Raw genomic sequence first — 24,603 nt, forward strand, 5'->3', positions numbered from 1 at the left:
TTACCTCATGCGTATTTTCCTAATGTTCTTCGTTCTGTTCTCGGGTTGTGAGAGCAGAAGGTTCCCTTCTATTTTTACATGCCTCTCAGCATGCTTGCCCGAAATTTGGGCGGGTATCCGAAACACAAAGGTCGTGCCCATTTTTGGAACCATTTTTTCAAGACCTGCCTCTGTTTGAACAATTATCATGTTCTTTGTTTCGTCAACCACTTTGCCGCGTATATTGCTCAGTGTTGGGTTAGTAGCTTCTACAACTTCAACTACTAATCCAATTAATTCGTGGAATATTAGTTTTGAAGGAGTGATTTCCACTTCAGATCTCCTTCATTTCTCTCTGGATGGTCTTGATCCTGGCAATGGTTCTCCTCAGTTCCCCGATTCTTCCGGGATTATCAGGAGCTCCTCCTGCAGATGAAAGAGCACGTTCACGAATGAGTTCGTCTCTCATCTTGTCAAGTTCGTCCATCCTTTCGTCAGGGGACATGTCCCTTATCTCGTTCAACCGAAGAACTGCCATTACTTCTCCTCCTTATGAACACGTGCGATAGGATGCCAGTAATCGTAACCTTCATGTTTGTGTTGCCATACACCATCAACCAGCCTTTGTTCTGCCCCGGGATTTTCGTCAGGGATTGAATCATCAGATTCAGATGCCTCATCTGCACAGGATTCTTCTTCAACTTTCTCAGCTGAAGCTTCTTCAGTGACTCCTGTTTCCGCGACTTCGGCAACTTCTACTACTTCCTCCTCGTCAGCAACCTCACCTTCTGATTCCTTGCCTACGAGTTCAGCGATGTCAGCCTTTGCAGCTTCCGGTGCAACAGCTTCGACCACATCGGCCTCTACGACTTCTCTAATATCAAAAGAGTCGGGTAGTACTGCGCCAGGAGGAATAATTCTTACTTTGCAGCCAAGGGTTCCGAGCTTCCTTACAGCAGTCGCAAAACCCTCATCAACAATATCGTCTACAGGTTTTCCTGCGTGTTTGATATAGCCATTTACGAGTTTTTCGACCCTTGACCTTGCACCGGTCAGTTTTCCGGAGATGACAATTTCACAACCCAGTGCTCCAGAGTTCATGATAGCTCTCATGGTATTGTGGCCTGCTTTTCTGAAGTACCAGCCTCTCTCTATAGAGGAAGCAAGACGTGAAGCCATCATCTGAGCATTGAGTTCAGGCTTTCTGACCTCCTGTGCATCGATCTGAGGATTGTCGATGTTGTACATCCTGTCAATATCCCTGGTAAGTTTACGAATGACCTTACCAGCCTTACCGATAACCATTCCGGGCTTTTCGGCGTATATTGTTATCTGTGTACCCATTGGAGTACGGTTGATCTCCATGCCACCGTAACCTGCCCTGCTGAGTTGTTTTGCGAAATATTCATCCATTGAGGCTTTCACGTAGCCTTCTTGGACAAACTTCTTCTCTATTGCCATTAGCGCACCTCGTTCAAAATAATCTCGATGTTTACAGTTTCCGTATTCTTGGGACTTCCGCGTCCGCGAGCCCTTGGCCTCATTCCGTGTATGACACGTCCACGCTTTGAAGCAACATGTACTATATACATCTGCGAAGGTTCAAGCCCTTTATACTCAGCATTGCTCTTTGCGTTCTCCAAGATCTTAAGGTAGGCCTCTGCAACTTTAACAGGGTATCTGCCTGTTGCCATAGGACCTTTTCTGTGTCCTGCACCGTCGTGGTGTCTCTTGAAGGGAACTGCCTGTTTCATTTCGATAACATCTTCGAGGTACCTTTGGGCAACTTCGGTACGCATTCCTTTGATTGCGCTTCCAACCTCGCGGGATTTCTTAGGTGATATGTGAAGCTCTGCACCCATTGCTTTGGCAGAGGTCTTCGGGTCAAATTCTATTGAGTATCCAATTCTTGCCATACAGATCACCTTACTTCAGTGGAACGAACTTGCTTGAACGGGTCGCTCCGACACCTGCACTTCCGTGACTGACTCTTGAGCGAGTTGGTGCGAATTCTCCGAACCTGTGTCCGATCATTTCCGGCTGTATCTCTACTGCCACAAATGTTTTACCGTTGTATACTTCGATGTGTTTACCCACCATATCAGGGAATATGATAAGGTCCCTGTAATGGGTACGTACGTTATCCTTGCCGTCCTTAAGGTTCTGAAGGACCTGCTTTCTGCCTTCTGTGAATCCTTTCTTGATAGTACGGCGTTCACGGGAAGGCAAAAGCTCAGCGAACTCCTCAATACTCAAGGACTTAAGTTGTTCAACCGTTTTGCCACGGAATGTATATTCACCTTTTCGTTTTGGTAATTTGGATGATGATTTTCTTGCCATGCTTTAAGCCTCCGGTTTAACGCTTTCCGGTCCTGCGTGCTGCAATCTGGCCCACCTTACGTCCCGGAGGTGCATTTCTGCTGACCGTTGTTGGTCTTCCGGGGTGCTGCCTGTTACCTCCACCGAAGGGGTGGTCGATTACGTTCATGGCGACTCCGCTTACGCGGGGATATTTTGCAGCTCTTGTCTTCATCTTGTGATACTTCTTACCTGCCTTGAGGAAAGGCCTGTCAATTCTGCCGCCACCTGCGACTATACCAATAGTTGCGCGGCATCTTGGATTCAGCCATTTCATCTCACCAGAAGGCATCTGTATGATAGTCTTTCCACGCTCGTGAGATACCACTGTTGCGTATGTCCCGGAAGCACGTGCGAACTGTCCGCCATCGTTGGGCTTGCCTTCTATGTTACAGACAGGAACACCTTCAGGGATTTCTGCCAATGGCAGGATGTTTCCTGGTTTTACTTCAGCGGAAATTCCGCATGCGATCTTTTCACCCACTGCAATACCTTCGGGTGCAAGGATCAGGCGCTCCTCACCATTATCAAAGGAAACTTTCACCACAGGTGCGGAACGGGCCGGATCGTGTGTAACCTCAAGCACAGTACCGTATACGGTATCATTCTCGTCTACACGAGGATGTTTCATTGAGGCCTTAAACCTGTGTGAAGGTGCCCTGTAAGTAGGAGAACCGCGACCCCTGTTCTGTGATATGAGTCTTTTTGCCATATTATTTCACCTCACATCAGACCTATCCTTGTAGCGATCTCGTGGGCAGCTTCTGTGCCTTCAAAGGTCACTATGGCTTTCTTCATGCCTTTCATTGTGCTCATAGTACATACCGAAGCAACGGGGAAGCCATACATCTTCATGACCTCGGCTTTGATCTGATTCTTGTTTGCGCGGGAATCAACAATAAACTGGAGTTTGTTATCTTCCAGAAGCATCATTGCTTTTTCAGTAATGAATGGATATTTGACAACGTTCATTCGAACATTCCCTCCAGGTTGGATAATGCGGATTCTGTCCATATGGTCAACCTGCCGGCATGAGTTCCGGGTGCAAGGACCTCTGCATTCAGGGAATCAACTGATACTACATCCACGCCTGCAAGATTCCTTGCTGACCTGAAAAGTGGAGTATCATTTGCCGCTACGATCAAGATACTCTTCTTGTGTTTGTATCTCCTGCCACGAAGCTTTCCTCTTCCTGCCCTGATGTTCTTGCCTTCCTTTGCACGAAGGACATCATCATATACACCTGCAGCCTGCAGGAAACTGACAACATCTTTTGTCTTTTCAAGACCTTCAAGTGCATCTTCAGCAATCAGTGGAAGCTGGGCATCGAACTGGTGACCACGTCCTCTGACAACATCTGCATTAGCTGTTGATGCTATTGCTGAACGGATTGCCATACGCCTTTCTTTTTTGTTTACTTTCTCAGTCCTGTCTGTTTCGGTCTTAGGAGGATGTGCCCTTCTACCACCGACAGCCTGAGGAACTCTTGCTGCACGACTGCCATTTACTATCCTTGGGATCTGCGCGACACCTCTGCCTGAACCCCATGAATGAGCGGAAGTCTCCATACCTGCATACAGCTTGGTACCGTAGGGCTGCAGCCTGTTTGCCTGTGCTGCAAGAACAGCTCTCTTGATAAGATCAGGCCTGTATGCCTCATCGAATACTGCAGGCAACTGTACATCGCCTTTGCTGTTACCGGATAAATCTATAATATTTACTGTGGCCATTCACTTCACCCCTGTTTGGACTGTGTGCTCACATGAAGGAGCTGTGGTTCACCCATTGCAGTTGCCTTAGACCTCATCGGATCTCTGAGCCTTACAAGCCTCTTGGAGGGTCCGGGGATGCTCCCTTTGAGCAGGATATAATCTCCCCTAACAAGTCCGTAATTCAGGAAACCACCTTCAGGATTGATCTCCTGACCATCGGTGGACACTTTAAGGATACGCTTGTTGTATTCTGTTCTCTGGTGGTAACCCATCTGACCCATCTGTGGTACTCTCCAGCTAACACGTGCCGGATGGAAAGGACCAAGAGTTCCTACCTGCCTGAGACTTCCCTGACGGGAATGCTTGTTCTTTGCAAGGTTGATGCCCCATCTTTTGACAGGTCCCTGTGTACCTTTACCTGTGGTAATAGCTGCCACGTCCACAAATGTACCTTCATCAAAAACGTCACTGAGCTTTATTTCTGAGCCGAGTAAGGACTTTGCATACTCGAACTTTGCCTTTATATCAGATCCACTAACTGCGGTTTCCATGATATCTGCGTTCTTCTTAGGAACACCGGTAAGGTTCTTTGGTAAAGTGTAGGTTATAACCTTGATATCAGAAACATTGCCTTCTTCTATCAGGCTGCCAATTTTTTCCAGAGCCGCATCTGTATTGGATTCCTTTGGTAACTTGATGGTCTTTCCAAGACTTTCATCGAGTTCGGAGCTCCAAGCCTCTGCAACAGCTTTCTCACCGTCAACAGTATTATTATAAGCGCGGATAGCAGCGACATGAATAGCAGGTGTCTCCACAACTGTGACAGGTACAGAGATCTCCATGCCTTCTGTCAGGCTGTTCTTCACATCATCAACCAATAGCACGTGAGTCATGCCCACCTTGTACCCGGCAAAGTCCTGGAGTTTAGGTTCTCCTGCTGACTCTGGCCATGAGTTGAATCTTGGGATGTGGCTTTTTGCTCTTTTGCGCGGACTGAAAGCGAGTGATCCTCGTCTTGGTCTATGTCCTTTTGCCATTCTTATTCTCCTGATTATACATTTTCTTCTTGACAGGTCAATGCAATTTTGCAAGACCTATTACGCGAGAAAGTCAGGCAGGAACCACTAATGAAAAAGAAGTAGATATGATATTAGCGGACTCCACGTACCCACATGGTACGCATTCAACGCCAACCCTTATGCCCTTCCAGTCATCAACGGACCTTAGTATGCCCAAAGGCATTACTGAGTGGTCATCTCGAAAAGATTTAAACATCTCTGCATTCTTGTGCACTATATTATGCACGGCGGGCATTCTTGAAGAGGCCCTATACTTCATGTTAAATCCGACTTTTTCGCACTGTAAGTTTAATTCAGCCAAATATCCATATTTCAATGGAATCTAACGTGCGCCTTTAAACGGACATATTGTATATAAATCCTTTGCAAGCAAATGGTAGAAAATAAACCAATATAAAGCATCAGAAAACCATAATCCAAATGCAAAGGAAAAGCATAGGACCGTATTATGATAATATACTACACAACAACTACAAACTACAATATAATACTACCCAATGAGATCAAACCCATATGAAAAGTTAAGAAGATTATTAAAAGTATAAAAGGGATATATACAGAAAGTTCCCGGAAAAACTTTAAGAAACGGACAAAAACCAGATCATATAGACAGTAAAAGGAGTTTAAAAGTGGAAGTCAAAAAAGCTGTAATACCCGTTGCAGGGCTTGGAACAAGATTCCTTCCGGCGACAAAGTCAATGCCAAAGGAAATGCTTCCGATAATAGATAAACCGGTAATTCACTATGTAGTAGAGGAAGCCATAGCATCAGGGATAGATGATATAGTATTCATTACCGGTAGAAGCAAAAGATCCATAGAGGACTACTTTGATGATTCACCTGAACTGGAGCACCATCTACGGGAAAAGAATAAAGAGAGCATGTTGAAGATTGTGCAGGATATCTCTTCCATGGTTGACATCCACTACATACGACAGAAGGAACCAAGAGGACTTGGTGACGCAATCTACACAGCGAAAAAACACATCAATGACGAACCTTTCGCCGTACTGCTTGGTGATGATATTATCGTTAACAAGGAGCCATGCACCAAGCAACTGATTGACAACTTCCTTAAATACGGACGTTCCACATTGGCTGTAGAAGAGGTTCCTCAAGAAAAAATCAGCAGTTATGGCATTATTAAAGGCAAAGCACTTGATGACTCGCTATATACTCTTGATGACATCGTAGAAAAACCAAAGCCTGAAGAAGCTCCATCCAATATCGGCGCTATCGGAAGATATGTATTCACACCCGAGATACTTGACTGCATAAAAGAGACAGCAAAGGGAGTTGGCAACGAAATACAACTCACAGATGCCATACGTCTTTTGAATGAAGAACAGATGATATATGCTTACAGGTTCAGGGGTAAAAGATACGATACCGGTGACAAGGTAGAATATGTAAAGGCCATCATTGATTTCGCCCTCAACAATGAAGATATGAGAGAGCAAATCGAAGAACATATCACAGATATAAATCTGTGATCATATTTTCCCACTGCCTTTGATAACTTCATTGCAAAATGAAGCATACAATTATGTAGAGCTGCGTTTCACAACTTTCCTGATAGTTCTGCCCCCGAAATTAACCCCTCCAACAAGCTGGACACCGGGTTTTCCCTTTATCAAACCTGCATAGTCACCATTGAAAGTGGCAATTATGCTCTTGTTTGCAACAACCTCAACACGCCCACCCACACCAACAAGGGCTTTTAGAATACCTTCTACCTGAGAAGGGGTTGCATTATCGGCAACCCTTATAATATGTGTTTCCACAGGCATGCAACTTAGTTCCCGGAAGTGGACTTCCTGACTGACGATATTCTGGCGGCCTGCCTGTCGGATAACACCGCTCTGACATTCCTCACAGTCCCTGTGACTACAGGCTTTGCAGTTATACCTGAAACCGCAGTGAACTCTACCTTAGAAGTGGCTACCACAAGATCAATTGCACTTCCAATATCTGCATACTCCCCGGCAGCTACGGACTGACTGAGAACCTTACCGACATTAAAAGCATCAGTTTGTTCAGTCACCTTTCCGGAATGAAGCTTGCCAGCTTCCAATGCTTTTTGAGCAGAAGCCAGATTCATACCTACAATATTTGGCACCTCAACTGAAGTGATCTTTGAGATGACCAGATCCACAGCATCCCCAGCTTTTGCAACCGAACTGCCAGAGGGTATCTGAGAGAGTACTGTTGCCTGTCCAAGAGAACTGTCTTTTTCAATTACCTCGCCCTGTACAAAACCAGCAGCCTTTATTATAGATACTGCAAGGTCCATATCCAACCCTACAACATCAGGCACATCAATATAATCAGAGAATATGCGTTCTTTTGATGATGAATTTATAGTGAATTCGACCTCACTCAGGTTGTCTGCAGGAATAACATCGTCTGCCTTTGGAAGCTGGAAACGTAGTTCATCGTCCTTCACAGCTATATTGGTCCTGAGTTTGATGTTCATAGAACTTACGTTATAATCCACCCTTGAGGACTCTGAATTTATAGACTCATCCATCTGCACAAGGGAATCACGAAAAGCTTTAACGAGGTTTGCAGAAGATAACTCAGGCCTTGTACGTGAAAGTTGTTCCAGTTTCTTATCACTTTCAGCTTTTTCTTTAAGAATTTCCTGAACCCTGTTGTCAAGGATAGCATAATCCTGTTTCAGGACCAGGTTTTCTTTTTTCAACTCATCCACTACATCTGTTTTAGACACCAGTTCCCTCTGGACAGCCCCCAGTTCAGATTCTATACCGACAATATTCTTCTGGAGCAGAGTATAGCTCTGTTTTTTTAATGCAGCAGTTGTTGACTTATTTAACCGTTCAATATTCTGCCTTAATTCCGTAATATCGCTCATTCCACCCCTCCACTCATTACTCTTCCACTATCCTTGAAGAAGAAGGAACTGATACTATTTTCGCCTTAAGAACGCTTGAACCCTCTACATCATATGAGTTTAGTGATTTGTAAGAAGCATTCAAAGGTGCTGCATTAAGGACCCGTTTGTACCCACGTATACGGTTTTTTGAATCCCTTTCTTCCTCATACTTCATGGACAGGGCCATTTTAAGTTCGATATCAACTTCAGGTATGTGATACCAGGTGGCTTCAAGATCGAACTCCTGAAGCGCTTCATCAGTTGAAAGTTCTATTTGTGTGTCAATGGAATTACGGTCAAGTGCCCTTTGTGTCTGTGCAATGGATTTACCCATTTCACTTAATATGGTTGAAAGCGGACTGACAAGAACCTCTTCAATACTTTCGCTACTGTTGGATGGCAAAGTATAATCTCCTTCAATATTCTGTTAAAAATAAATTGTCAATGCAGATATCACTGCATTGATTCACATATACCTGCCTTACTCTGAGGAACTCTCTTTGACCCTGACGGTTGGGATAGCTCTCTCTGGTGGTGGCACTGGTTTGAGTGTTGTACGCAGAAGACTGGTACCTGATTCACTGAAGGTATACTTTGACTTATATGTTGCATCATAAGTCGATGTGTATGCAACATTAGTTGTGTTTTCGTAGCTTACCTTAGATTTACCGAATAGAAGACCTGCAAGACCACCGGACTTGTAGCTTCCACTTATTTTCGACTGGTTGGTGAACTTGAACTCTCTACCATATTTCCTTTCTGTTGAATACTCCTTCTTCATTGATATAGTCATTTTGACTTCAATAACAGATTCGGTGAATTCATAGAAACGAGGTTCAAGACCATATGTAAGTAAGGACATGGGTTGATCATTGGTAACTACATCAGTAGCAGTTACGTTCCCATCCTCATCTACCGTCTCCTCTATATAGAGAATTACACTCCCAGCTTCCAGTTCAGTCTCTGCAAGGGCCTGCGCAACATTAATCGAATTAATGTCCAGAGCAGTTTGCCCCTCTGCAATAGCAAAAGCCATTTCTTTTATCATGTCCCCAAATGGAACATCTAATAGTTTTTGACCAACAGATGCCATAAAATCCCTCCAAATTTTTTATACAATATATAATGGAACAGTATACCATATAGACTTTGTCAAAAATATTAATGTTATTATAAAAATATAATTCTTAACTTTTGGCCCATAAATCGATAGAACTATGTACAAAAGACAAATAAATTTACAAATAAAACATGAGTAGAAAATATGAGATCCAATAAAGACCTAAAAAAGAAAATGAAGACAGGATAATCTTAGATTATCCCTGTATTACAGACCTTCCCATCTCAAAGGCCTTGGCATTGATATCGATAGTTTTCGGGGGGACAAGTTCCCTTACACATTCCAGCATAGTTTCAACAGGTATCGGCAGGTAATTTGAGACTGCACCAACCATTACAACGTTCATGGATTGCAGATTTCCCGCTTCTTTTGCAAGTTTTGTTGCATTGAATTCCTTGACTTCATGGTTTTGCTTGAGTCTTGCGATGATAGAATCAACATCAGGATATGTACAAAGTCCTGAGGTAACTGTCACCGGAAGTATCGGTTCGGTGTTGACTATGATCACGCCATCATCGGAAAGGTATTCCAGATACCTGAGAGATTCACTTGGTTCAAGAGCCAGCAATACGTCAGCACCCTTTACGGGAATCATGGAACCAAACTCACATCCGATTCTGACATGATTGACTACTGAACCACCACGTTGTGCCATACCATGAGTTTCTGCTGCACGTACTGACAGATTTTCCCTCACTGCAGCTTTACCGATTATATCAGATGCAAGGATAGTACCCTGTCCGCCCACACCGGCAATGACAAGATCAAATTGCGAGATTCCTTCAGCACTCATTTCTTCACCTCCGTAATTGCATTAAACTTACACAAGCGAGCACATACTCCACAGCCAGTGCACATAGAATTAATAGATGCTTTTTTGGATTCCGTATCAAATTCAATTGCCGGACAACCAAGGTTAACACATATCCTGCATCCAACACATTCCTCCGTATTAATGATAAACGGATTCTTTCGAATTCCTGCACGCTTTGCATCAATGACACAGAGCTGCTCTGTGATTACAACAGAAGTTCCCTTGTAGTCCTTTGCTCTTTTAAATACTTCTTCTGTCTGCTTAAGGTCATATGGATCAACGGTTTCTACAAATTCAGCACCAAGTCCCCGACATAGAGCTTCAATTGAAACTTCCACGGTTTCCTCACCGGTAGCCGTCTTTCCCATTCCGGGATTTGGCTGGTGTCCGGTCATGGCAGTTGTGCGATTATCTACTATGGTTACCGTAATGTCAGCTTTATTATAGATAGCATTGAGAAGACCGTTCATACCTGTGTGGAAGAAAGTAGAATCACCAATGGAACAGCATATTGGTTTTTTCTCCCCGGCCTGGTACATCCCGCTTGCAACGGTTATGCTTCCACCCATACAGAGAGTGGTATCAACGGTACCGCTCTGTATACCAAGTGTATAGCAACCGATATCACTCGGGAAAATAGCATCTTTTCCATATACTTTCTTCATGACATGGAAAGTTGACCTGTGAGAGCAGCCCGGACACATGACAGGAGGACGCATAGGAAGCTCGATCCTGCAAGCATCGTAATCAAAATCCTCTCCGACATCAGCCGGAACGTCACTCCTTTCAAGTCCGAGAACTTCTGCAAGGACGTCTGCGCAGATATCAGTGTTCAGTTCGAATATCCTTGGCACAGGACCCTGCATCTTGCCAACAATCTCTACACAGGAACCTGTTTCCTGTGCAATTATCCTTACCTGTTCCTCGACGACCGGCTCCATTTCCTCAAAAATGATTATGCGGTCGGAGTTTTCCATAAGGGTGCGTATCTTTTTGTCAGGCAGCGGATAAGTCCCGATCTTGAGGAATGATGCATTTATACCCTGCTTTATAATGGCCTCTTCAGCGTAAACAGAAGCAATTCCCGATGCTATGACACCTGTTTTGGCATCTTCACGAAGATCCAGCTCATTCCAGGGAGAATCCTCGAGTTCACCGAGAATGTCCTTTTGCAATTCAAGCAAACGAGGGTGCTGTATCCTCGCATTTTTCGGAACCATGACCCACCGCTCCAGATCTTTCTGGAAACCAGCCTCAGGCCGGTCCTCATTCACAGGTCCCAGTTCCACATCGGATTTACCATGCGATATACGTGTTGTGGGCCTGAAGATCACAGGCATCTGCAATTTACCGGATATTTCCAGTGCATAAACCATCATATCTTTTGCTTCCTGTGGCGTGGAAGGGTCCAGACAGGGGATGAGTGAGAATTGAGAATACCTGCGGGTGTCCTGCTCGTTCTGTGATGAGTGACATGAAGGATCATCCGCAACAATGATGACCATACTACCCTTGACACCTGTGTATGCAAGAGTCATCAGGGGGTCTGCTGCAACGTTTAATCCAACATGTTTCATGGTTGCAACTGAACGCACACCTGCCATCGCGGCACCGGCTGCCACCTCAAGGGCAACCTTCTCATTGACCGACCACTCTACGTAAAAGTCCCTTTCTTTCATTCCTGCCAGTGTACCGATGATTTCTGACGACGGGGTTCCGGGATAGCCGGATATGACCTGTCCGCCCCCTTCAACGATACCGCGTGCAATTGCAACGTTTCCCAGCATATACTCGCGTTTTCTCATAAGAATCTCCTGCCAGCGTATACTTAACGATTATTGATAAAGATATCTAAGAGAATGTTATGTGTTAACATACTGCAGGGAGATGGTGATTTGATAAAACAAAGACAAAAATTCGCTGAACATTAAAATTAAAGTAACTATTCAGCCTGGCACGATTTGCCTATTGGTACTGATTTCATCGAAATAGAGATGTCTGCTCACTAACAATCGAACAATCAAAAAAGCAATCAATAGCAACAATCAAAATAAATGATCCGAATGAAATTTACGTTTCAACTTTTTGTCAAGATTGTTATTGATAGCGTTTTTATCAGGCTGAATAGTTACAAATTAAATCCAAAAATACCGAACTCTAGGCAGTCAACTATAATCGATAACTATAAAACCAAAGAACAATGTGCAATATCACTATACTATATAATAGAGACACTTAATACTTACATCACTCTTTTAAAAACCCAAGGTGGTTTATTTCATGGTTACGGAAATTGAAGAAAAGGTCATTGAGGCAAAGAAGGCATCCATCATCCTCGCAAGTGTCAATACAGAAACAAAGAATACCGCTCTTGAAGCGATGGCACAGGCACTTGACAATAATCGCGAAAAAATCCTGGCGGCAAACCAGAAAGACGTCGAAACAGCAGAAAAACTGAAAAGAAAAGGCGAGCTTTCCCAGGCACTTGTGGACAGGCTCAAGGTCAGTGACAGTAAGATCAGCGGAATGATAGACGGAATCCGTGATGTTATTGAGCTGGCAGACCCTGTTGGTGAAACCATCGAAGCACTTGAACTCGACCAGGGGCTTGAACTCTACCAGGTAAGCTGCCCAATTGGGCTTATCGGTGTAATATTCGAAGCTCGTCCCGATGTAGTTCCACAGGTTATGTCTCTTTGCCTGAAAAGCGGGAATGCAACTATATTCAAGGGTGGCAGCGAAGCACTCAATTCCAACCGTGTAATCTTTGATCTTCTGAATGAAGCTGCTGAGTCTGTGAAAGGTATGCCAGCAGGTGCGTTCCAGTTGATGGAAACAAGAGAAGAGGTCAACGACATCCTCAGCATGGATGCATATATTGACCTGCTTATTCCAAGGGGCTCCAATGCATTCGTAAAATACATGCAGGACAACACAAAGATACCTGTCCTCGGACATGCAGACGGTATCTGCCATGTTTATGTTGATGACAACGCAGACCTTTCAAAGGCATACGATGTCTGCTTTGATTCCAAAGTCCAGTACCCTGCAGTGTGTAACGCAATGGAGACATTGCTTGTGCATGAGAAAGTTGCAGAAAAGTTCCTTCCTACAATGGCAAAGATGCTTGACGAAGCAGGTGTGGAAATGCGCTGCGACGAGCAGTCCTATGACAGCCTTGAAATGATCGATTTCCTGAAAAGCATTCTCAGGGCCACCGAAGAAGACTGGAGTACCGAATATAACGATCTTGTTCTTTCCATAAAGATAGTCGGGTCAATGGACGAAGCAATAGAACACATCAACACCTATGGTTCACATCATACAGACGCCATCATCACCGAAAACAAATTCAAGAAAAAGGATTTCACAGACCTTGTAGACTCTTCCAGCGTAATGATAAACGCATCAACAAGATTTGCAGATGGCTTCAGGTACGGAAAAGGTGCGGAAGTAGGTATCAGTACTAACAAGATTCATGCAAGGGGTCCGGTGGGCATGGAAGGACTACTGATATACAAATACATACTTGTTGGCAACGGTGACAAAGTAGCAGACTATGCAGGCCCCGAAGCCAGGAAGTTCACCCACCGCAGGCTCAACAAGACGGCATCAAATGCCCTTTCCAGATAAGAAGAAGAAGAGCCGTACAGAAATCAATAAGGCAGTAAGAAAAACAGGAGCAACACTTTTGACCGACAGGAAAGAGCTCTTCAATGATGTGAACAAGATCGTCATAAAAGTAGGCACATCATCCATCAATACCGAAGACGGCAAGCTTAACCGTCAATTTATGGAGAGCATGGCGCAACAAGTGGCTGAACTGCACGAGACAGGCAAGAGAGTCATCCTCGTAAGCTCAGGTGCAATCGGCATAGGTATCGATATGCTCAGCTTTGACAGCAGACCCAGGGAAATTCCGGTCAGGCAGGCCTGTGCTGCGGTCGGACAGAGTGTGCTTATGCAGGAGTGGAGCAATTCCTTCGCCAAACATAACCTTAAAATTGCGCAGATTCTCCTGACATACGAATCTTTCTCTAACAGGCTTACATACCTGAACTTGAGAAACAGCATATCCACATTGCTCAGCTACGGTGTCATTCCAATCATCAATGAGAACGATCCAACCTCTGTCAACGAAATAGAAGCCACCTTCGGAGACAACGACAAACTCTCTGCAATGGTTGCAAGCAAGATAGAAGCTGATCTTCTCATAGTTCTTTCCGATATCGACGGACTCTATGACAAGAATCCGAAACGCAATAACGATGCCAATTTCATAAGTATCATAGATGAGATCACTCCCGAAGTAGAAAGTTACGGCGGCAGCCCGACCAGCATGAAAGGAGTTGGCGGGATGAGAACAAAGATAGAAGCCGCCAAGATATGTTACATGGCCGGCTGCAATATGGTAATTGCCAACAGCAATGTCGAGAACATTATCAAAAAGGTTCTGGATGCCGAGGAAATAGGTACCCTGTTCGTTGCAAACCAGGAAGTACACAGGAACAGGATCAGATGGATACTTCTCTCCAAAGCATGCGGTTCAGTGGAAGTTGATGCAGGTGCCAGGGATGCTATCCTTAACAGCATGAGCCTTCTTCCCTCGGGCGTGCTCAATGTAGAAGGCAGTTTTGACAGGGGAGACATCATAGAGATAAAATGTAATGAAGAGACCTTTGCCAAGGGAATCACGGATTATACTTCTGAAGAGCTGGAAAAAATCAAAGGTCAGCACACGAACATGATAGCCGATATTCTTGGCTATAAAAACTACAACCATGTCATAAAAAAGGAGAATATAGGGATTTGCTGAATCTATTTACTAATCCTGTTTATTTTTTCATAAATGTTCATTAATCTTTAATAATTGATTCCCTATATACATATTTCAAATTGAGATCTAAAATGACTTTGGAAGAACAGGTACTTGACAGGATAAAACCCAGTCCTGAAGAAAAAGAGAAGTTACAGGAAGTAGCTTCCGAACTGCTATCAAACGTAATTACTGCTGCAAAACAACTGGGAATAAAGAATATCATCCCTAAACTTGTTGGTTCTGCTGCCAGAAATACCTGGATATCAGGCACACATGATCTTGATATTTTTATTGCATTCCCGGAAAGTACCAGTCGGGAAGAACTGAAAGTTAACGGGCTTCTCATTGCCAGGGAAGTTGCAAAGGATGGAAAGAACATTGAGGAACGCTATGCAGAACATCCTTACCTCAACATGAATTACAGAGGTTTCGACGTTGACCTTGTCCCCTGTTTTGCCGTTGATTCCGCCTCCATGATCAAGTCTGCCGTTGACAGAACACCTTTTCATAATGAATTCATCAAGATGAGCATTCCCGGTCGCGAAGATGATGTGCTGATCATGAAACAGTTTATGAAAGGCACCGGAACCTATGGCTCTGAGCTTCGGACACAGGGATTCTCAGGTTATCTCACTGAACTTCTGATAGTACACTACGGTTCATTCCGCAACACAATGCGAAACGCATGCAACTGGAAACCGGGACTCACCATCGACATGCTGGAACATGGAACAGTCAAGCACGAAGACCCTCTTATTGTCATAGACCCCACCGACCCGAAGAGAAATGTGGCTGCTGCACTTTCCCTGAATCAATTTGCACAATTCATCGACGTCTGTAGACTATACACGGAAGAACCTTCTGAAGATTTCTTCTTCCCAAAAGAAAAGGCACCTATGAAAGAAAACGAGATCATCGATATGATGAACTCAAGGGGAAGCTCGTTTGTTGCTATTGTCTTCAAGGCTCCGGACCTTGTTGATGACATACTGTATCCTCAACTGGATAAAATGGAGCACTCGGTCCGTGCCTTGCTTGATGAATATGATTTTAAGGTATTGAATTCGGGCTACTGGGCAAAAGAAGATGCAATTATCCTTTTAGAACTTATCTCATCTGAACTTCCAAATGTTAAAAAACATAGAGGTCCACCTGTATGGGTCAGTGAACATGCACAAGGATTCAAGGAAAAATATCAGGATTCAGATGAACTATTCTCACTTTACATAGAGGATGGCTTCTACGTTGCCGATATCAGACGAAAGTTCTCAACTGCAAAGCACCTCTTCAATAAGAGAATGAGAACCTGTTCACTTGGGAAACACCTTGGAGAAGCAGTGACTGAAGGATTCACAATTCTGGAAGGCAACGAGATAGCAAAAATAAAGGAATCTGAATTCAGGATATTCCTGAGAAAATGGGAACAGAAAAAGTAATTATATTTACAGCTTTTTCTTTTTACGCTCAGAGCCCTTCCAGTCTTTTCTGGTAAAAAAAGTACTGCTGGGCATAGCCGCAATATCTTCCGAAATACATGCGTCCCCAGTTACCGATTTTGTTCTTTGTAACCGTGCCGTTGAAAAAATCATCGTGACCATAGACAGTTCTTACAACTTTTTCCACGTGGGTGTCCACAGGGAAAGCCTCCATTTTGTCGAATGCAAAGAGAAGTATACAGTCTGCGACTTTTTCCCCGATGCCTTCAAGGAACATCAATCTCTGTTTTGCGACATTGTAATCCAGTTCGAAGATATCTTCAAGTACAAGATTCCCTTCCTCTATATGCTTTGCTGCCTTGATAACACGACCTCCTCTGAAACCAAGCTTACAGGCCCGCATGTCATCGTCACATGCATGGACTAGTGAATAAGGCTTCGGAAAACTGTAGTAACCGTCTTCAATTTTCTCCCCATAGTTGCTGCACATCATGGAAATACCCCTTTTGATGTTCGGAATGCTCCAGGCAGTTGCAAGCATATAGGATATCAGGCATTCCCAGGGATCCTGCCTGATAAGACGTAGTCCCCAGTACTTTTTTATGGCTTCGTCCATAAACTCGTCCTTGTTAACCTCCCGCAGAATGGTATCAAGATCATCATCGAAGCGGAAATAATTCTCAAATAAAGAGGCCGGAAGTTTTGAATCCACAAGAACTTCGCCACTTTTTGGATCCTGCTGCAAGCGTGCAACCTCACCATTTACGACTCCTGTCCACCAGTCATCTATGTAGTCCCAGCGAAAGACCTGACCGCAGTCCAGTGTATAATCCAGGTTGAAGTTTTCACAAAAAAGTGTGTACATGATCAGGATTTTAGTTCAAGTTCCCTTAAGAATATGGCGGAGGATATTGTGTCTCCAAGTCCCACGGTGGAGACAGGATCATCGCAAATACGGGTCGGAACTATGGTCACCAGATAAGACATGTGTATCCCGCATGTGTTGCTGCACTTCCACTCTTCTTCTATGTGTTTTGCAAGTTTGGAAGATGCTGCTTTTCCAAACTCACTTTTCGGTATATTGGATGCTATCGTGAGCAGCTCTCCCCTGTCAGTAAGCTTCCCGGAACATGCAAAAGCAGCAGCACATCCGGCTCCAAAATCCATTGCATTAATTGTTTTTTCTGGATCATCATCTGTCCTGCATGATACTGAAAGTGCGAATTCCCTTGTGTGAACAAGCATTCTACACAGCCCGAAATCACTGCAAAGTTTTATTGCCGATTCTGCAATTGCCACCGAATCCATTGCGAGTATCGGTTTTGGGTCCATTCCATTGATACTGGCAAGCATGGCAAGTTCATCTTCATTCATCCCTATGCGGTCAACTATAGGAGACAGAATAGAAAATGCATAGGATGCTATTTTCCCGGAAGAAAAATGACCGAATTCTACATGAATATACAGGTCTTTTCTGGCTTCTTTCCAACTCTGGAGTTGCTTTAGGGATGTATCCAGTTTTAGCTTATAATCGTTCTTTTCAGAACCTTCTTCATCTTCCTGCAACATGTGGAAACCGGAAATAATAGCTCCATCCATCTCTGCGGTATTTTTCATGGAATAATCCCGGAAATGTTCATTAAGGTGAAGCTGGAAGTTTAAAAGATCGTAGGTTGCTATGAACCTGTTTTCCCTTGGAACTGAAATGATGTCACCTGAAAAATTAACAGTGTCTCCTTTTTTGAAGTCGAATACAAAGTGAATGAGCTCAGGCCTGTTATTATTGGCTGGTAGAATAGCCCCTATTTCCTTACTGTTGTACAGCTTTCCATCATACGGATGGAAGATAGCCTTTTGAGAAAAAAAGGATGCCTGCAGTTTTGAAAGACTGGCAACATTCGGCACCACCTTTGAAGCGCCGAGCTCTGAGAGAACGTTGGCCATTATACCCATATTGCCACCCATTCTCATTAAAGAATCATTGAGAAATGTCTTTTTGAGCCATTCAAAAACTTCTTTGTCATGAATGAGCCATTCAGCGCCTGTACCATCACGCATGCATAAAAGCAGGCCTGCAAAGAAGTCTGATTTTGATGATATGGAACCTGGAGGATTTACTAATTTCTCCTGAAACTTGTCCTGAAATTCTGTGCTCTCTTCGAGCATTCGGGAAAGTTCCTGGCCATCAATGTGATTGATGGAATCTATATTTGCATTGTAGGCACAGAGAATATTCATCGGTTACTCCTTTATCTGGCATATATTGACCTTCGGCATTTTTGCAAGCAAAGCAATAAAAGCACCTGCTGATATGGCGTCACCTATCCCCACCGTTGCAACAGGGTCCTTTACAACTTTGGATGGAACTATAATAAGACCATGACTACTACTGCTTATACAACCATCCTCGAAATCCTCAGCTGTACAGATGCCCCTTCTCACAAGATATTTTTCAAGTTCTATAAGGTCATCATGTCCGTCAGTATAGACAGGTACTTCCAGACCTACGGAAATATCATCAATACATTTAATGGCGCCAAGAGTTGCCTGTGTTGCTGCCACCGTTGAAGCAAAAAGCAGTGCCTGCCTGTGAGAATCTGCATCCAGTGGATGGTCCTTTGATACCACACAGATATAATAGCCCAGTGAATGAATATGCACCCTCTGCAACTCAAGTTCCTTGAGAAGCCTGACAGCGCCTTCATACAGGGCAATTACACTCTTTTCGTCCCTGCTCATAACGGAGTAGGCGAGTTCCTCATACCCGAGAACATTGAGGGCGTTCGCGACCTCTACAGTATCAAGACCCAGGGATGTTACATGCTTTTTCACTATGTCGGTGAGTATGGCCTTGCGGATGACCTTGTTCTGTATGGATGTGAATTCCACATGAATGGGCATGTCAGGATTACAGGCTTTCAGGGATTCGATGACATTAACGGCTTTTTCCACGTAATGGCGATATGTCATCCCGTTCCCGTATTCTTCTTTTATCATCTGGTAGCCTGCAAGTATTGCACCATCAATTTCCTTCCTGATATCAGAGAGCTGCTCGTACATCTCAGGACTCATGTCTATTCTTATCCATTTAGGCCGGGATGATATTATCAACCGGTTGTCCCTTGGAACTTCGTATTTTTCGCCTGCACAACTGAACTTCATACCATTGGAGTATTCGATTATCCAGTTAACCTTGGGTTTCTGGTCCGGGTCGTAAGCATCCTTTGGACGTTTCAGCACCAGTTTACCATCCTCGACAACAGGATACTTCAGGTTAGGAGAATCAACAAAGTATTCAGTCTGCTCCCTGGAGAGCCAGGGTACATAGGTGATAACGTTATTCAGGCCCAGATTTGCCAGCAAATTGGACATGATACCAGCCTGTCCCCCCATCCGTGCATGATCGAAGACAAGATTGTCCATGAGCCATTCATTTAAATCAGTACCATAAGTAGGCACTTCCGCAGCTTTCCCGTCACGCATGGAAATGACAAGGCGGGCCATGAAATCAACCGGATCCTTTATTTCCCGGGGATATTCCACCATCCTTTCATGTATCTTTTCGCATCCCACTATCCCAATGAGCTTTTTTATGTCCGTTTCGCTGATATGTTTCATGGCATCAACATTACTATTATAAGCCACGAATACACCCTGCACATTTTCAAGCTGCCCTTTTACATTAGAGACTGCTTCTGAATACCGTTTTTCCCAATCGGCAATGTCCATTATTTCACCCAATGAATACAAATTATGTTTAGAGAGTATTTATATGTGATTGATAGAAGGAAGAGATGTTAATGCGCCCAATTAATATACCCAGCATTCTCTCATATCCTGAAAGTTCCTTAAATGAGCAGCATATATTCAACCCAAAAAAATTAACCATCAATTCTCTTTCTGATACAATGGAATTTCAAATGTAAAAGTGCTGCCTTTCCCCAGACTGCTCTCTACCAGAACGTTTCCACCGTGCATTTCCACATATTTTTTAACAATTGCAAGACCAAGACCCGTCCCTTCAAATTTACGGGTTAGAAAAGAGTCTGCTTGTTTGAAGGGTTTGAATATCTCTTGTTGGTCGTCTTTTGAAATACCAATACCATTATCTGAGACAGAGACCTGCAGTGTGCCATTGATGGAAATTGTATTAACGTATATGTCTCCCTTTTCAGGTGTGAATTTAATTGCGTTGGAAAAAAGGTTATACATAATATCTTTAATCTTGCTTTTGTCGGCATATATTTCGACATCATCAGTCTGAATTTCGGACCTTATATCGATGAGTTTCTTCTTTGCAGCAGGTTGCATCGATATCAAAGTTTCATCTATTAGATCACTAACTCTGAAAGTTCCATATTCAAGTTTCATCTTCCCGGCTTCAACTTTTGATAGATCGAGAATATCATTGATCAATTCGAGCAAATGTTCACTGCTGTCCAGAATATTCGAAAGATACACTGATTGTTTTTCGTTCAGCTCACCCACTATTTTATCATTTAGCACTTGTGAAAAACCGTAAATGGAATTAAGAGGGGTGCGTAGTTCGTGACTCATGTTAGCAAGGAATTCTGATTTTGCCTTGTTAGCAGCTTCTGAATCTATTTTAGCACGCAGTAATACCTCTTCAGCCTGCTTCCTTTCTGTAATATCCCTGCACACGCATAAAGATAATTTCTGCTCCCCAAACATGACCCCGTTCGAATTGACCTCCACATCAATAAAAGAGCCGTCTTTGCGGCGTTGGCTCATCTCAAAATGATTCCCGGGTTCACCAACATGCCTGATCATTTCAACCAATTCTTCACGTGTCCATTGGGTGTCCCAATCCCAAACATGCAACTCAAGGCCTTCTTCCAGAGAATAGCCAAGCATATCCGCATATTTTTGGTTCATCTCGTAAACTTTACCATTTTTATCAAGGGCAACTATCCCATCCCGGGATTTTTCTATGAATATACGTCTCCAGATAGCCTCTTCGGCAATTTGTTTATCAATCCTTTTTTGTTCAGTGATATCCTGAATCATTCCGATAACTGCATTTCGCTCGGGGAAATATTCAGCCACCGAACGTATATCACGGGTCTCACCATCATTTTGCCTCATTATCCTGAATTGGACTTCATAAGGCACCTTGCTAGTCATTAAATCACTTAGTGCCGCATCCAGAATAGGAACATATTCAGGTAGCAGTACTTTTTGCATATCTTCGATCGTACACTGTTTATCTTCCATGCCGTATATTCTAAGTATTTCCTCCGAAGCATCCACTTTGCCGGAGTTTAAGTCGAACTCCCAGCTTCCAAAATGTCCGATCTTCTGTGCAGTACGAAGCTTTAATTCTCTCGCCTTCAGTTCCTCTTCTGCTTGTTTGCGCGGGGTAATATCCCTGCCAACACCCAGTACTCCTATCAACTGTCCATTAGAATCATACATTGGACTTTTGATGGTTTCGAGATATTCTTCATGTCCATCATCGGAGTACGTGATCTTCTCTTCATTCATAACAGGTTTTCCAGCTTCCATTGCTTCCCTGTCTTTTTGGGTGAAAAAATCTGCCAGATCACTGTCTACGAAATCATAATCAGTCTTCCCAATAATTTCTGCCTCTTTTGCACCAAAGAATCGCTCAAACTTGGCATTGCATATGAGGTAAGTACCATTAGCATCTTTCAGCCAAACTACGTCTGGAATCGTATCCACTAATGTGCGTAATTGCCCTTTGCTATCCAACAGCGACTTTTCTGCAAACCTATGGTCGGTTATATCTTCCCCAACACTGGTAATACCGAAAATTCTACCATGTTGGTCTTTAAAAACAGTATTTGTCCAGGCAATTAATCTCCTGTCCCCATCTTTTGTGATAATCTCATTTTCATGATATGTGGGCACATCATTATTTTCAATTGTCTTAAGGAAGGCGGTTTTTATGTCAGCAGTTGTTTCTGCCGGCAGGAAAATTTCAAACCAATTTTTGTTAAGAACTTCTTCTTTTTTCCATCCTGTCAGATCGAGTAAGTAGTCATTAAAAGAAATAATATCCCCATTTGAAGCCAATGTTAACTTGACAAGCTGTATGTTATTTAGGACTGTATGAAAACGTTTTTCTAATCCAAGTAAATCTGCATCTGTTTTTTTCTGCCCATTGATATCAATATGTTGTAAAAGAACATTTGTAGGATGATTTTGTGAGAGTGGTTGGACTTTCATTAAAAAAAAGTGTTTTTCACCAGAAACCTGGCAGGAATATCCAAGCTTGAATATGTTCTTATCCCCATTAATGACATCTCTTATCCCTTTTGCTGCTTCTGCAGCTTCTTCTGCTTTTTCACCAGTTGTTTCATCACACTTTTTTAAATAATCGATTCCTTCAACATTTTTAACAGGATGTGTACCATTGCTCCAGACAAATTCATGCCAACTTGAATTCGAATAAGAAATGATCCCATCGGGTGATAGTATGACAATTCCATCTCCATGGATATCCATTGAATCCACTTCAAACTTAGAAACCGAGGAATCGTTTATTTTCAAAGACATATCTGGCACACCCACTTTTATGAAATTGATTATATAATAAGGGTTACTTATAATTTGTTGCAACCGAATACAGAGTAGTGGGAATTATCAAAAACAATAAAGGTATGCCAAAATTATTTAATAATGCAAGAAACTAAAAAAAGAAGTACAGAAAGGTTCAGCCCCTCCACTATTAACAGAAATATCAAGTCGTATACTCGGCATTGATCCTGACATAATCGTATGTCAGATCACACCCCCAGGCAGTTGCACTCTCATGTCCCATGCCAAGGTCAGTTATTATGATAATTTCATCCTGTGACATGATGGATTTCAGATGAGACAGGGTCTCCTTGTCATTCTTGACAACCTCGCCGTCCTTTACAAGCTCAGCGACCTCGGTACCTGCCGAGAAAGAAAGGGATATCTTTGTCTGGTCCATACCGGCACCTGAATAGCCTGCTGCCACCACAACACGTCCCCAGTTGGGGTCCTCGCCGAATATGGCGGATTTTACCAGCGGGGAGCGGACTATTGCCTTGGCTACAAGACAGGCATCCTCTTCTGTCGCTGCACCTGTTACCTTGGATTCAATCAATCTGGTGGCGCCTTCACCGTCGGCTGCTATCATCTTGGCAAGCTCGGTAAGTACAAGGTCAAGACCTGCCTGAAGGTCAGGTAGTTCAGGAGTAATACCTGACTGGCCTGTAGCTGTCACCAGCACCATATCATTGGTGCTTGTGTCACCGTCCACTACTATCATATTGAAGCTCTTGTCAACAGCAACTGTAAGACACGACTGCAATACATCCGGGTGAACCTTAGCATCCGTGTACACGAAGGCAAGCATAGTACCCATATTCGGCTCGATCATGCCTGCACCCTTGGCAATACCTCCGATGCGAATGCCGGATTCCATCTCGATAGCAACTTCCTTAGGGACAGTGTCAGTAGTCATAATGGCACGGGATGCCCTCATACTGGCATCAGCATCCTCGTCCAGGGAAGCCAGAACCTCGTCCAGATGATCACTGATCCAGCCAGTATCAAGCTTGTGTCCAACAACACCCGTGGAAGCCACACCTATCAAGTTCTCGTCAACACCCATTTTTGATGCAAGTGCAGATGCCATCATCCTAGCATCGGCAATACCCTGCTCACCTGTAAAAGCATTTGCATTGCCACTATTAACAATTATTCCGGCAAGCCTGCCGGTATCTGTGATATGTTCCCTAGTAACCACCAGCGGAGCTGCAATTACCTTGTTTCTGGTGTACACTCCGGCAGCATTTCCTTCTGCCTGCATTATCGCCAGTCCCATCTTCCCGGGTTTGATGCCACTTGCACGCACACCCTTTACCGCACAGATACCGCCTTCAATGAAATTCATATAACCTCTTTTCACAATTTGCCAAGTCCGCGGATGATGTCACCACGGGTAATGATACCCACAAGCTGTTCATCCTCATCCACAACTGGAAGACGGTTAATCTTGTGTTTAGTAATTATAGTAGAGGCTTCCTGTATCGAATCTTCCGGACTGACTGTGTAAACGTGTTTTTTCATAATCTCTTCTACAGGCTTTGAACCAATGTCATCGAGCATTCGCTTTGTATCTTCCCAGTTAATAAGCTCCCGGATAGGAACCTCGATAACCTCAAAGGGACTCGGGAGCCAGAGCCCGCCATGTTCCGGGACTTGCAGCAATTTCAGGATATCGCCTTCTGAAACGATACCTACTACCTTGCCCTCATCCGCTACCGGCAGACCACTGATGTTTTCCTGTTTCAGGAGTTGCGCCACATCTCTTATCGCATCATCTGGAGCACAGGTAACAACGTTCGGGTTCATTACATCTTTTACTTTCATGA

General features: G+C 43.7%; 26 protein-coding genes. 4 read left to right on the forward strand and 22 right to left on the reverse strand.

The window, feature by feature from the left end; translation table 11 throughout:
* The 10 genes from rnp1 to V7O67_RS13870 all read right to left on the reverse strand — a co-directional run bounded on the left by rnp1 (window position 1) and on the right by V7O67_RS13870 (window position 5,291).
* The gene (gene rnp1, locus V7O67_RS13825) at window positions 1-312 is read right to left on the reverse strand and encodes a ribonuclease P protein component 1 (RefSeq protein WP_406658119.1); all 312 of its coding nucleotides are present in this window, start codon (window positions 310-312) and stop codon (window positions 1-3) included.
* A gap of 1 nt (window position 313) precedes the next feature.
* The gene (rpmC, locus tag V7O67_RS13830; RefSeq protein WP_406658120.1) at window positions 314-517 is read right to left on the reverse strand and encodes a 50S ribosomal protein L29; all 204 of its coding nucleotides are present in this window, start codon (window positions 515-517) and stop codon (window positions 314-316) included.
* A complete protein-coding gene (locus tag V7O67_RS13835; RefSeq protein ID WP_406670287.1) occupies window positions 517-1,440 on the reverse strand; it encodes a 30S ribosomal protein S3 in 924 nt (307 codons plus the stop codon). Before V7O67_RS13835 ends, rpmC begins: the two co-directional genes overlap by 1 nt.
* A complete protein-coding gene (locus tag V7O67_RS13840) occupies window positions 1,440-1,895 on the reverse strand; it encodes a 50S ribosomal protein L22 (protein ID WP_406658122.1) in 456 nt (151 codons plus the stop codon). Before V7O67_RS13840 ends, V7O67_RS13835 begins: the two co-directional genes overlap by 1 nt.
* A 10-nt stretch (window positions 1,896-1,905) precedes the next feature.
* On the reverse strand, window positions 1,906-2,319 hold the full coding sequence (locus V7O67_RS13845) for a 30S ribosomal protein S19 (RefSeq protein WP_406658123.1): 414 nt from the start codon (window positions 2,317-2,319) through the stop codon (window positions 1,906-1,908).
* A 16-nt stretch (window positions 2,320-2,335) separates the two neighbouring features.
* Complete coding sequence (locus V7O67_RS13850; RefSeq protein ID WP_406658124.1) at window positions 2,336-3,049, reverse strand: 50S ribosomal protein L2; 714 nt, start codon at window positions 3,047-3,049, stop codon at window positions 2,336-2,338.
* 11 nt (window positions 3,050-3,060) lie between these two features.
* Complete coding sequence (locus V7O67_RS13855; protein WP_406658125.1) at window positions 3,061-3,309, reverse strand: 50S ribosomal protein L23; 249 nt, start codon at window positions 3,307-3,309, stop codon at window positions 3,061-3,063.
* On the reverse strand, window positions 3,306-4,067 hold the full coding sequence (gene rpl4p / locus V7O67_RS13860) for a 50S ribosomal protein L4 (RefSeq protein ID WP_406658126.1): 762 nt from the start codon (window positions 4,065-4,067) through the stop codon (window positions 3,306-3,308). The genes V7O67_RS13855 and rpl4p overlap by 4 nt, the downstream gene beginning before the upstream one ends.
* 5 nt (window positions 4,068-4,072) lie before the next feature.
* Window positions 4,073-5,086: a 50S ribosomal protein L3 gene (gene rpl3p, locus V7O67_RS13865; RefSeq protein ID WP_406670288.1), complete on the reverse strand. Its 1,014-nt coding sequence runs from the start codon at window positions 5,084-5,086 to the stop codon at window positions 4,073-4,075.
* A 73-nt stretch (window positions 5,087-5,159) separates the two neighbouring features.
* Window positions 5,160-5,291 carry a hypothetical protein gene (locus tag V7O67_RS13870; RefSeq protein WP_406670289.1) on the reverse strand — a complete coding sequence of 44 codons (132 nt, stop codon included), beginning with the start codon at window positions 5,289-5,291 and terminating at the stop codon, window positions 5,160-5,162.
* A gap of 466 nt (window positions 5,292-5,757) precedes the next feature.
* On the opposite strand from V7O67_RS13870, the gene galU reads away from it, so the two are divergent.
* Complete coding sequence (gene galU / locus V7O67_RS13875; protein ID WP_406670291.1) at window positions 5,758-6,621, forward strand: UTP--glucose-1-phosphate uridylyltransferase GalU; 864 nt, start codon at window positions 5,758-5,760, stop codon at window positions 6,619-6,621.
* A 51-nt stretch (window positions 6,622-6,672) separates the two neighbouring features.
* On the opposite strand, the gene V7O67_RS13880 is transcribed toward galU, so the two are convergent.
* From V7O67_RS13880 to iorA, 6 genes are all read right to left on the reverse strand, one after another.
* Window positions 6,673-6,918, reverse strand: coding sequence for a hypothetical protein (locus V7O67_RS13880; RefSeq protein WP_342304286.1), 246 nt, complete (start codon window positions 6,916-6,918; stop codon window positions 6,673-6,675).
* A gap of 5 nt (window positions 6,919-6,923) precedes the next feature.
* The gene (locus V7O67_RS13885) at window positions 6,924-8,003 is read right to left on the reverse strand and encodes a PASTA domain-containing protein (RefSeq protein WP_342304284.1); all 1,080 of its coding nucleotides are present in this window, start codon (window positions 8,001-8,003) and stop codon (window positions 6,924-6,926) included.
* Window positions 8,004-8,019: 16 nt separating this feature from the next.
* Entirely contained in the window at window positions 8,020-8,427 is a 408-nt protein-coding gene (locus V7O67_RS13890) for a hypothetical protein (protein WP_342304283.1), read from the reverse strand.
* A gap of 78 nt (window positions 8,428-8,505) precedes the next feature.
* A complete protein-coding gene (locus V7O67_RS13895; RefSeq protein ID WP_342304282.1) occupies window positions 8,506-9,117 on the reverse strand; it encodes a hypothetical protein in 612 nt (203 codons plus the stop codon).
* 223 nt (window positions 9,118-9,340) lie between these two features.
* Entirely contained in the window at window positions 9,341-9,937 is a 597-nt protein-coding gene (locus V7O67_RS13900; RefSeq protein ID WP_406658129.1) for an indolepyruvate oxidoreductase subunit beta, read from the reverse strand.
* The gene (gene iorA, locus V7O67_RS13905; RefSeq protein WP_406670292.1) at window positions 9,934-11,763 is read right to left on the reverse strand and encodes an indolepyruvate ferredoxin oxidoreductase subunit alpha; all 1,830 of its coding nucleotides are present in this window, start codon (window positions 11,761-11,763) and stop codon (window positions 9,934-9,936) included. Before iorA ends, V7O67_RS13900 begins: the two co-directional genes overlap by 4 nt.
* A gap of 475 nt (window positions 11,764-12,238) precedes the next feature.
* Here iorA and V7O67_RS13910 point away from each other — a divergent pair, with 475 nt between their 5' ends.
* From V7O67_RS13910 to cca, 3 genes are all read left to right on the forward strand, one after another.
* Complete coding sequence (locus V7O67_RS13910; protein ID WP_406670293.1) at window positions 12,239-13,591, forward strand: glutamate-5-semialdehyde dehydrogenase; 1,353 nt, start codon at window positions 12,239-12,241, stop codon at window positions 13,589-13,591.
* A 58-nt stretch (window positions 13,592-13,649) separates the two neighbouring features.
* Entirely contained in the window at window positions 13,650-14,774 is a 1,125-nt protein-coding gene (gene proB / locus V7O67_RS13915) for a glutamate 5-kinase (protein ID WP_406671488.1), read from the forward strand.
* 92 nt (window positions 14,775-14,866) lie between these two features.
* Entirely contained in the window at window positions 14,867-16,213 is a 1,347-nt protein-coding gene (cca, locus tag V7O67_RS13920; protein WP_342304278.1) for a CCA tRNA nucleotidyltransferase, read from the forward strand.
* A gap of 28 nt (window positions 16,214-16,241) precedes the next feature.
* On the opposite strand, the gene V7O67_RS13925 is transcribed toward cca, so the two are convergent.
* From V7O67_RS13925 to V7O67_RS13950, 6 genes are all read right to left on the reverse strand, one after another.
* A complete protein-coding gene (locus V7O67_RS13925; RefSeq protein WP_406670294.1) occupies window positions 16,242-17,078 on the reverse strand; it encodes a DNA-3-methyladenine glycosylase family protein in 837 nt (278 codons plus the stop codon).
* A 2-nt stretch (window positions 17,079-17,080) separates the two neighbouring features.
* Window positions 17,081-18,451, reverse strand: a complete 1,371-nt coding sequence (locus V7O67_RS13930) for an ADP-dependent glucokinase/phosphofructokinase (RefSeq protein ID WP_406670296.1) — start codon at window positions 18,449-18,451, stop codon at window positions 17,081-17,083.
* A gap of 3 nt (window positions 18,452-18,454) precedes the next feature.
* Window positions 18,455-19,942, reverse strand: coding sequence for an ADP-specific phosphofructokinase (gene pfkC / locus V7O67_RS13935; RefSeq protein ID WP_406670297.1), 1,488 nt, complete (start codon window positions 19,940-19,942; stop codon window positions 18,455-18,457).
* A 159-nt stretch (window positions 19,943-20,101) separates the two neighbouring features.
* Window positions 20,102-22,753 (reverse strand): PAS domain-containing sensor histidine kinase, encoded by a 2,652-nt coding sequence (locus V7O67_RS13940; protein ID WP_342304274.1) that lies wholly within the window; start codon window positions 22,751-22,753, stop codon window positions 20,102-20,104.
* A gap of 184 nt (window positions 22,754-22,937) precedes the next feature.
* Window positions 22,938-24,122, reverse strand: a complete 1,185-nt coding sequence (gene argJ, locus V7O67_RS13945) for a bifunctional ornithine acetyltransferase/N-acetylglutamate synthase (RefSeq protein ID WP_406658142.1) — start codon at window positions 24,120-24,122, stop codon at window positions 22,938-22,940.
* An 11-nt stretch (window positions 24,123-24,133) separates the two neighbouring features.
* Window positions 24,134-24,601: a CBS domain-containing protein gene (locus V7O67_RS13950; protein WP_406670298.1), complete on the reverse strand. Its 468-nt coding sequence runs from the start codon at window positions 24,599-24,601 to the stop codon at window positions 24,134-24,136.
* Window positions 24,602-24,603 lie beyond the last annotated feature (2 nt).

Source organism: Methanolobus sp. ZRKC4 (assembly GCF_045291305.1).
Taxonomy (GTDB): Archaea; Halobacteriota; Methanosarcinia; order Methanosarcinales; family Methanosarcinaceae; genus Methanolobus.

Bases quoted from the DNA above. Each gene is read 5' to 3' on its own strand.
- V7O67_RS13895 (WP_342304282.1), bottom strand. From the start codon at position 9,117: ATGGCATCTGTTGGTCAAAAACTATTAGATGTTCCATTTGGGGACATG.
- V7O67_RS13850 (WP_406658124.1), bottom strand. From the start codon at position 3,049: ATGGCAAAAAGACTCATATCACAGAACAGGGGTCGCGGTTCTCCTACT.
- V7O67_RS13845 (WP_406658123.1), bottom strand. From the start codon at position 2,319: ATGGCAAGAAAATCATCATCCAAATTACCAAAACGAAAAGGTGAATAT.
- V7O67_RS13885 (WP_342304284.1), bottom strand. From the start codon at position 8,003: ATGAGCGATATTACGGAATTAAGGCAGAATATTGAACGGTTAAATAAG.
- V7O67_RS13950 (WP_406670298.1), bottom strand. From the start codon at position 24,601: ATGAAAGTAAAAGATGTAATGAACCCGAACGTTGTTACCTGTGCTCCA.
- cca (WP_342304278.1), top strand. From the start codon at position 14,867: ATGACTTTGGAAGAACAGGTACTTGACAGGATAAAACCCAGTCCTGAA.
- iorA (WP_406670292.1), bottom strand. From the start codon at position 11,763: ATGAGAAAACGCGAGTATATGCTGGGAAACGTTGCAATTGCACGCGGT.
- V7O67_RS13910 (WP_406670293.1), top strand. From the start codon at position 12,239: ATGGTTACGGAAATTGAAGAAAAGGTCATTGAGGCAAAGAAGGCATCC.
- V7O67_RS13870 (WP_406670289.1), bottom strand. From the start codon at position 5,291: ATGCCTTTGGGCATACTAAGGTCCGTTGATGACTGGAAGGGCATAAGG.
- argJ (WP_406658142.1), bottom strand. From the start codon at position 24,122: ATGAATTTCATTGAAGGCGGTATCTGTGCGGTAAAGGGTGTGCGTGCA.
- rpl4p (WP_406658126.1), bottom strand. From the start codon at position 4,067: ATGGCCACAGTAAATATTATAGATTTATCCGGTAACAGCAAAGGCGAT.
- rpmC (WP_406658120.1), bottom strand. From the start codon at position 517: ATGGCAGTTCTTCGGTTGAACGAGATAAGGGACATGTCCCCTGACGAA.
- V7O67_RS13900 (WP_406658129.1), bottom strand. From the start codon at position 9,937: ATGAGTGCTGAAGGAATCTCGCAATTTGATCTTGTCATTGCCGGTGTG.
- rpl3p (WP_406670288.1), bottom strand. From the start codon at position 5,086: ATGGCAAAAGGACATAGACCAAGACGAGGATCACTCGCTTTCAGTCCG.
- pfkC (WP_406670297.1), bottom strand. From the start codon at position 19,942: ATGGACATTGCCGATTGGGAAAAACGGTATTCAGAAGCAGTCTCTAAT.
- V7O67_RS13840 (WP_406658122.1), bottom strand. From the start codon at position 1,895: ATGGCAAGAATTGGATACTCAATAGAATTTGACCCGAAGACCTCTGCC.
- V7O67_RS13855 (WP_406658125.1), bottom strand. From the start codon at position 3,309: ATGAACGTTGTCAAATATCCATTCATTACTGAAAAAGCAATGATGCTT.
- V7O67_RS13880 (WP_342304286.1), bottom strand. From the start codon at position 6,918: ATGCCTGTGGAAACACATATTATAAGGGTTGCCGATAATGCAACCCCT.
- V7O67_RS13835 (WP_406670287.1), bottom strand. From the start codon at position 1,440: ATGGCAATAGAGAAGAAGTTTGTCCAAGAAGGCTACGTGAAAGCCTCA.
- V7O67_RS13940 (WP_342304274.1), bottom strand. From the start codon at position 22,753: ATGTCTTTGAAAATAAACGATTCCTCGGTTTCTAAGTTTGAAGTGGAT.
- V7O67_RS13930 (WP_406670296.1), bottom strand. From the start codon at position 18,451: ATGAATATTCTCTGTGCCTACAATGCAAATATAGATTCCATCAATCAC.
- V7O67_RS13925 (WP_406670294.1), bottom strand. From the start codon at position 17,078: ATGTACACACTTTTTTGTGAAAACTTCAACCTGGATTATACACTGGAC.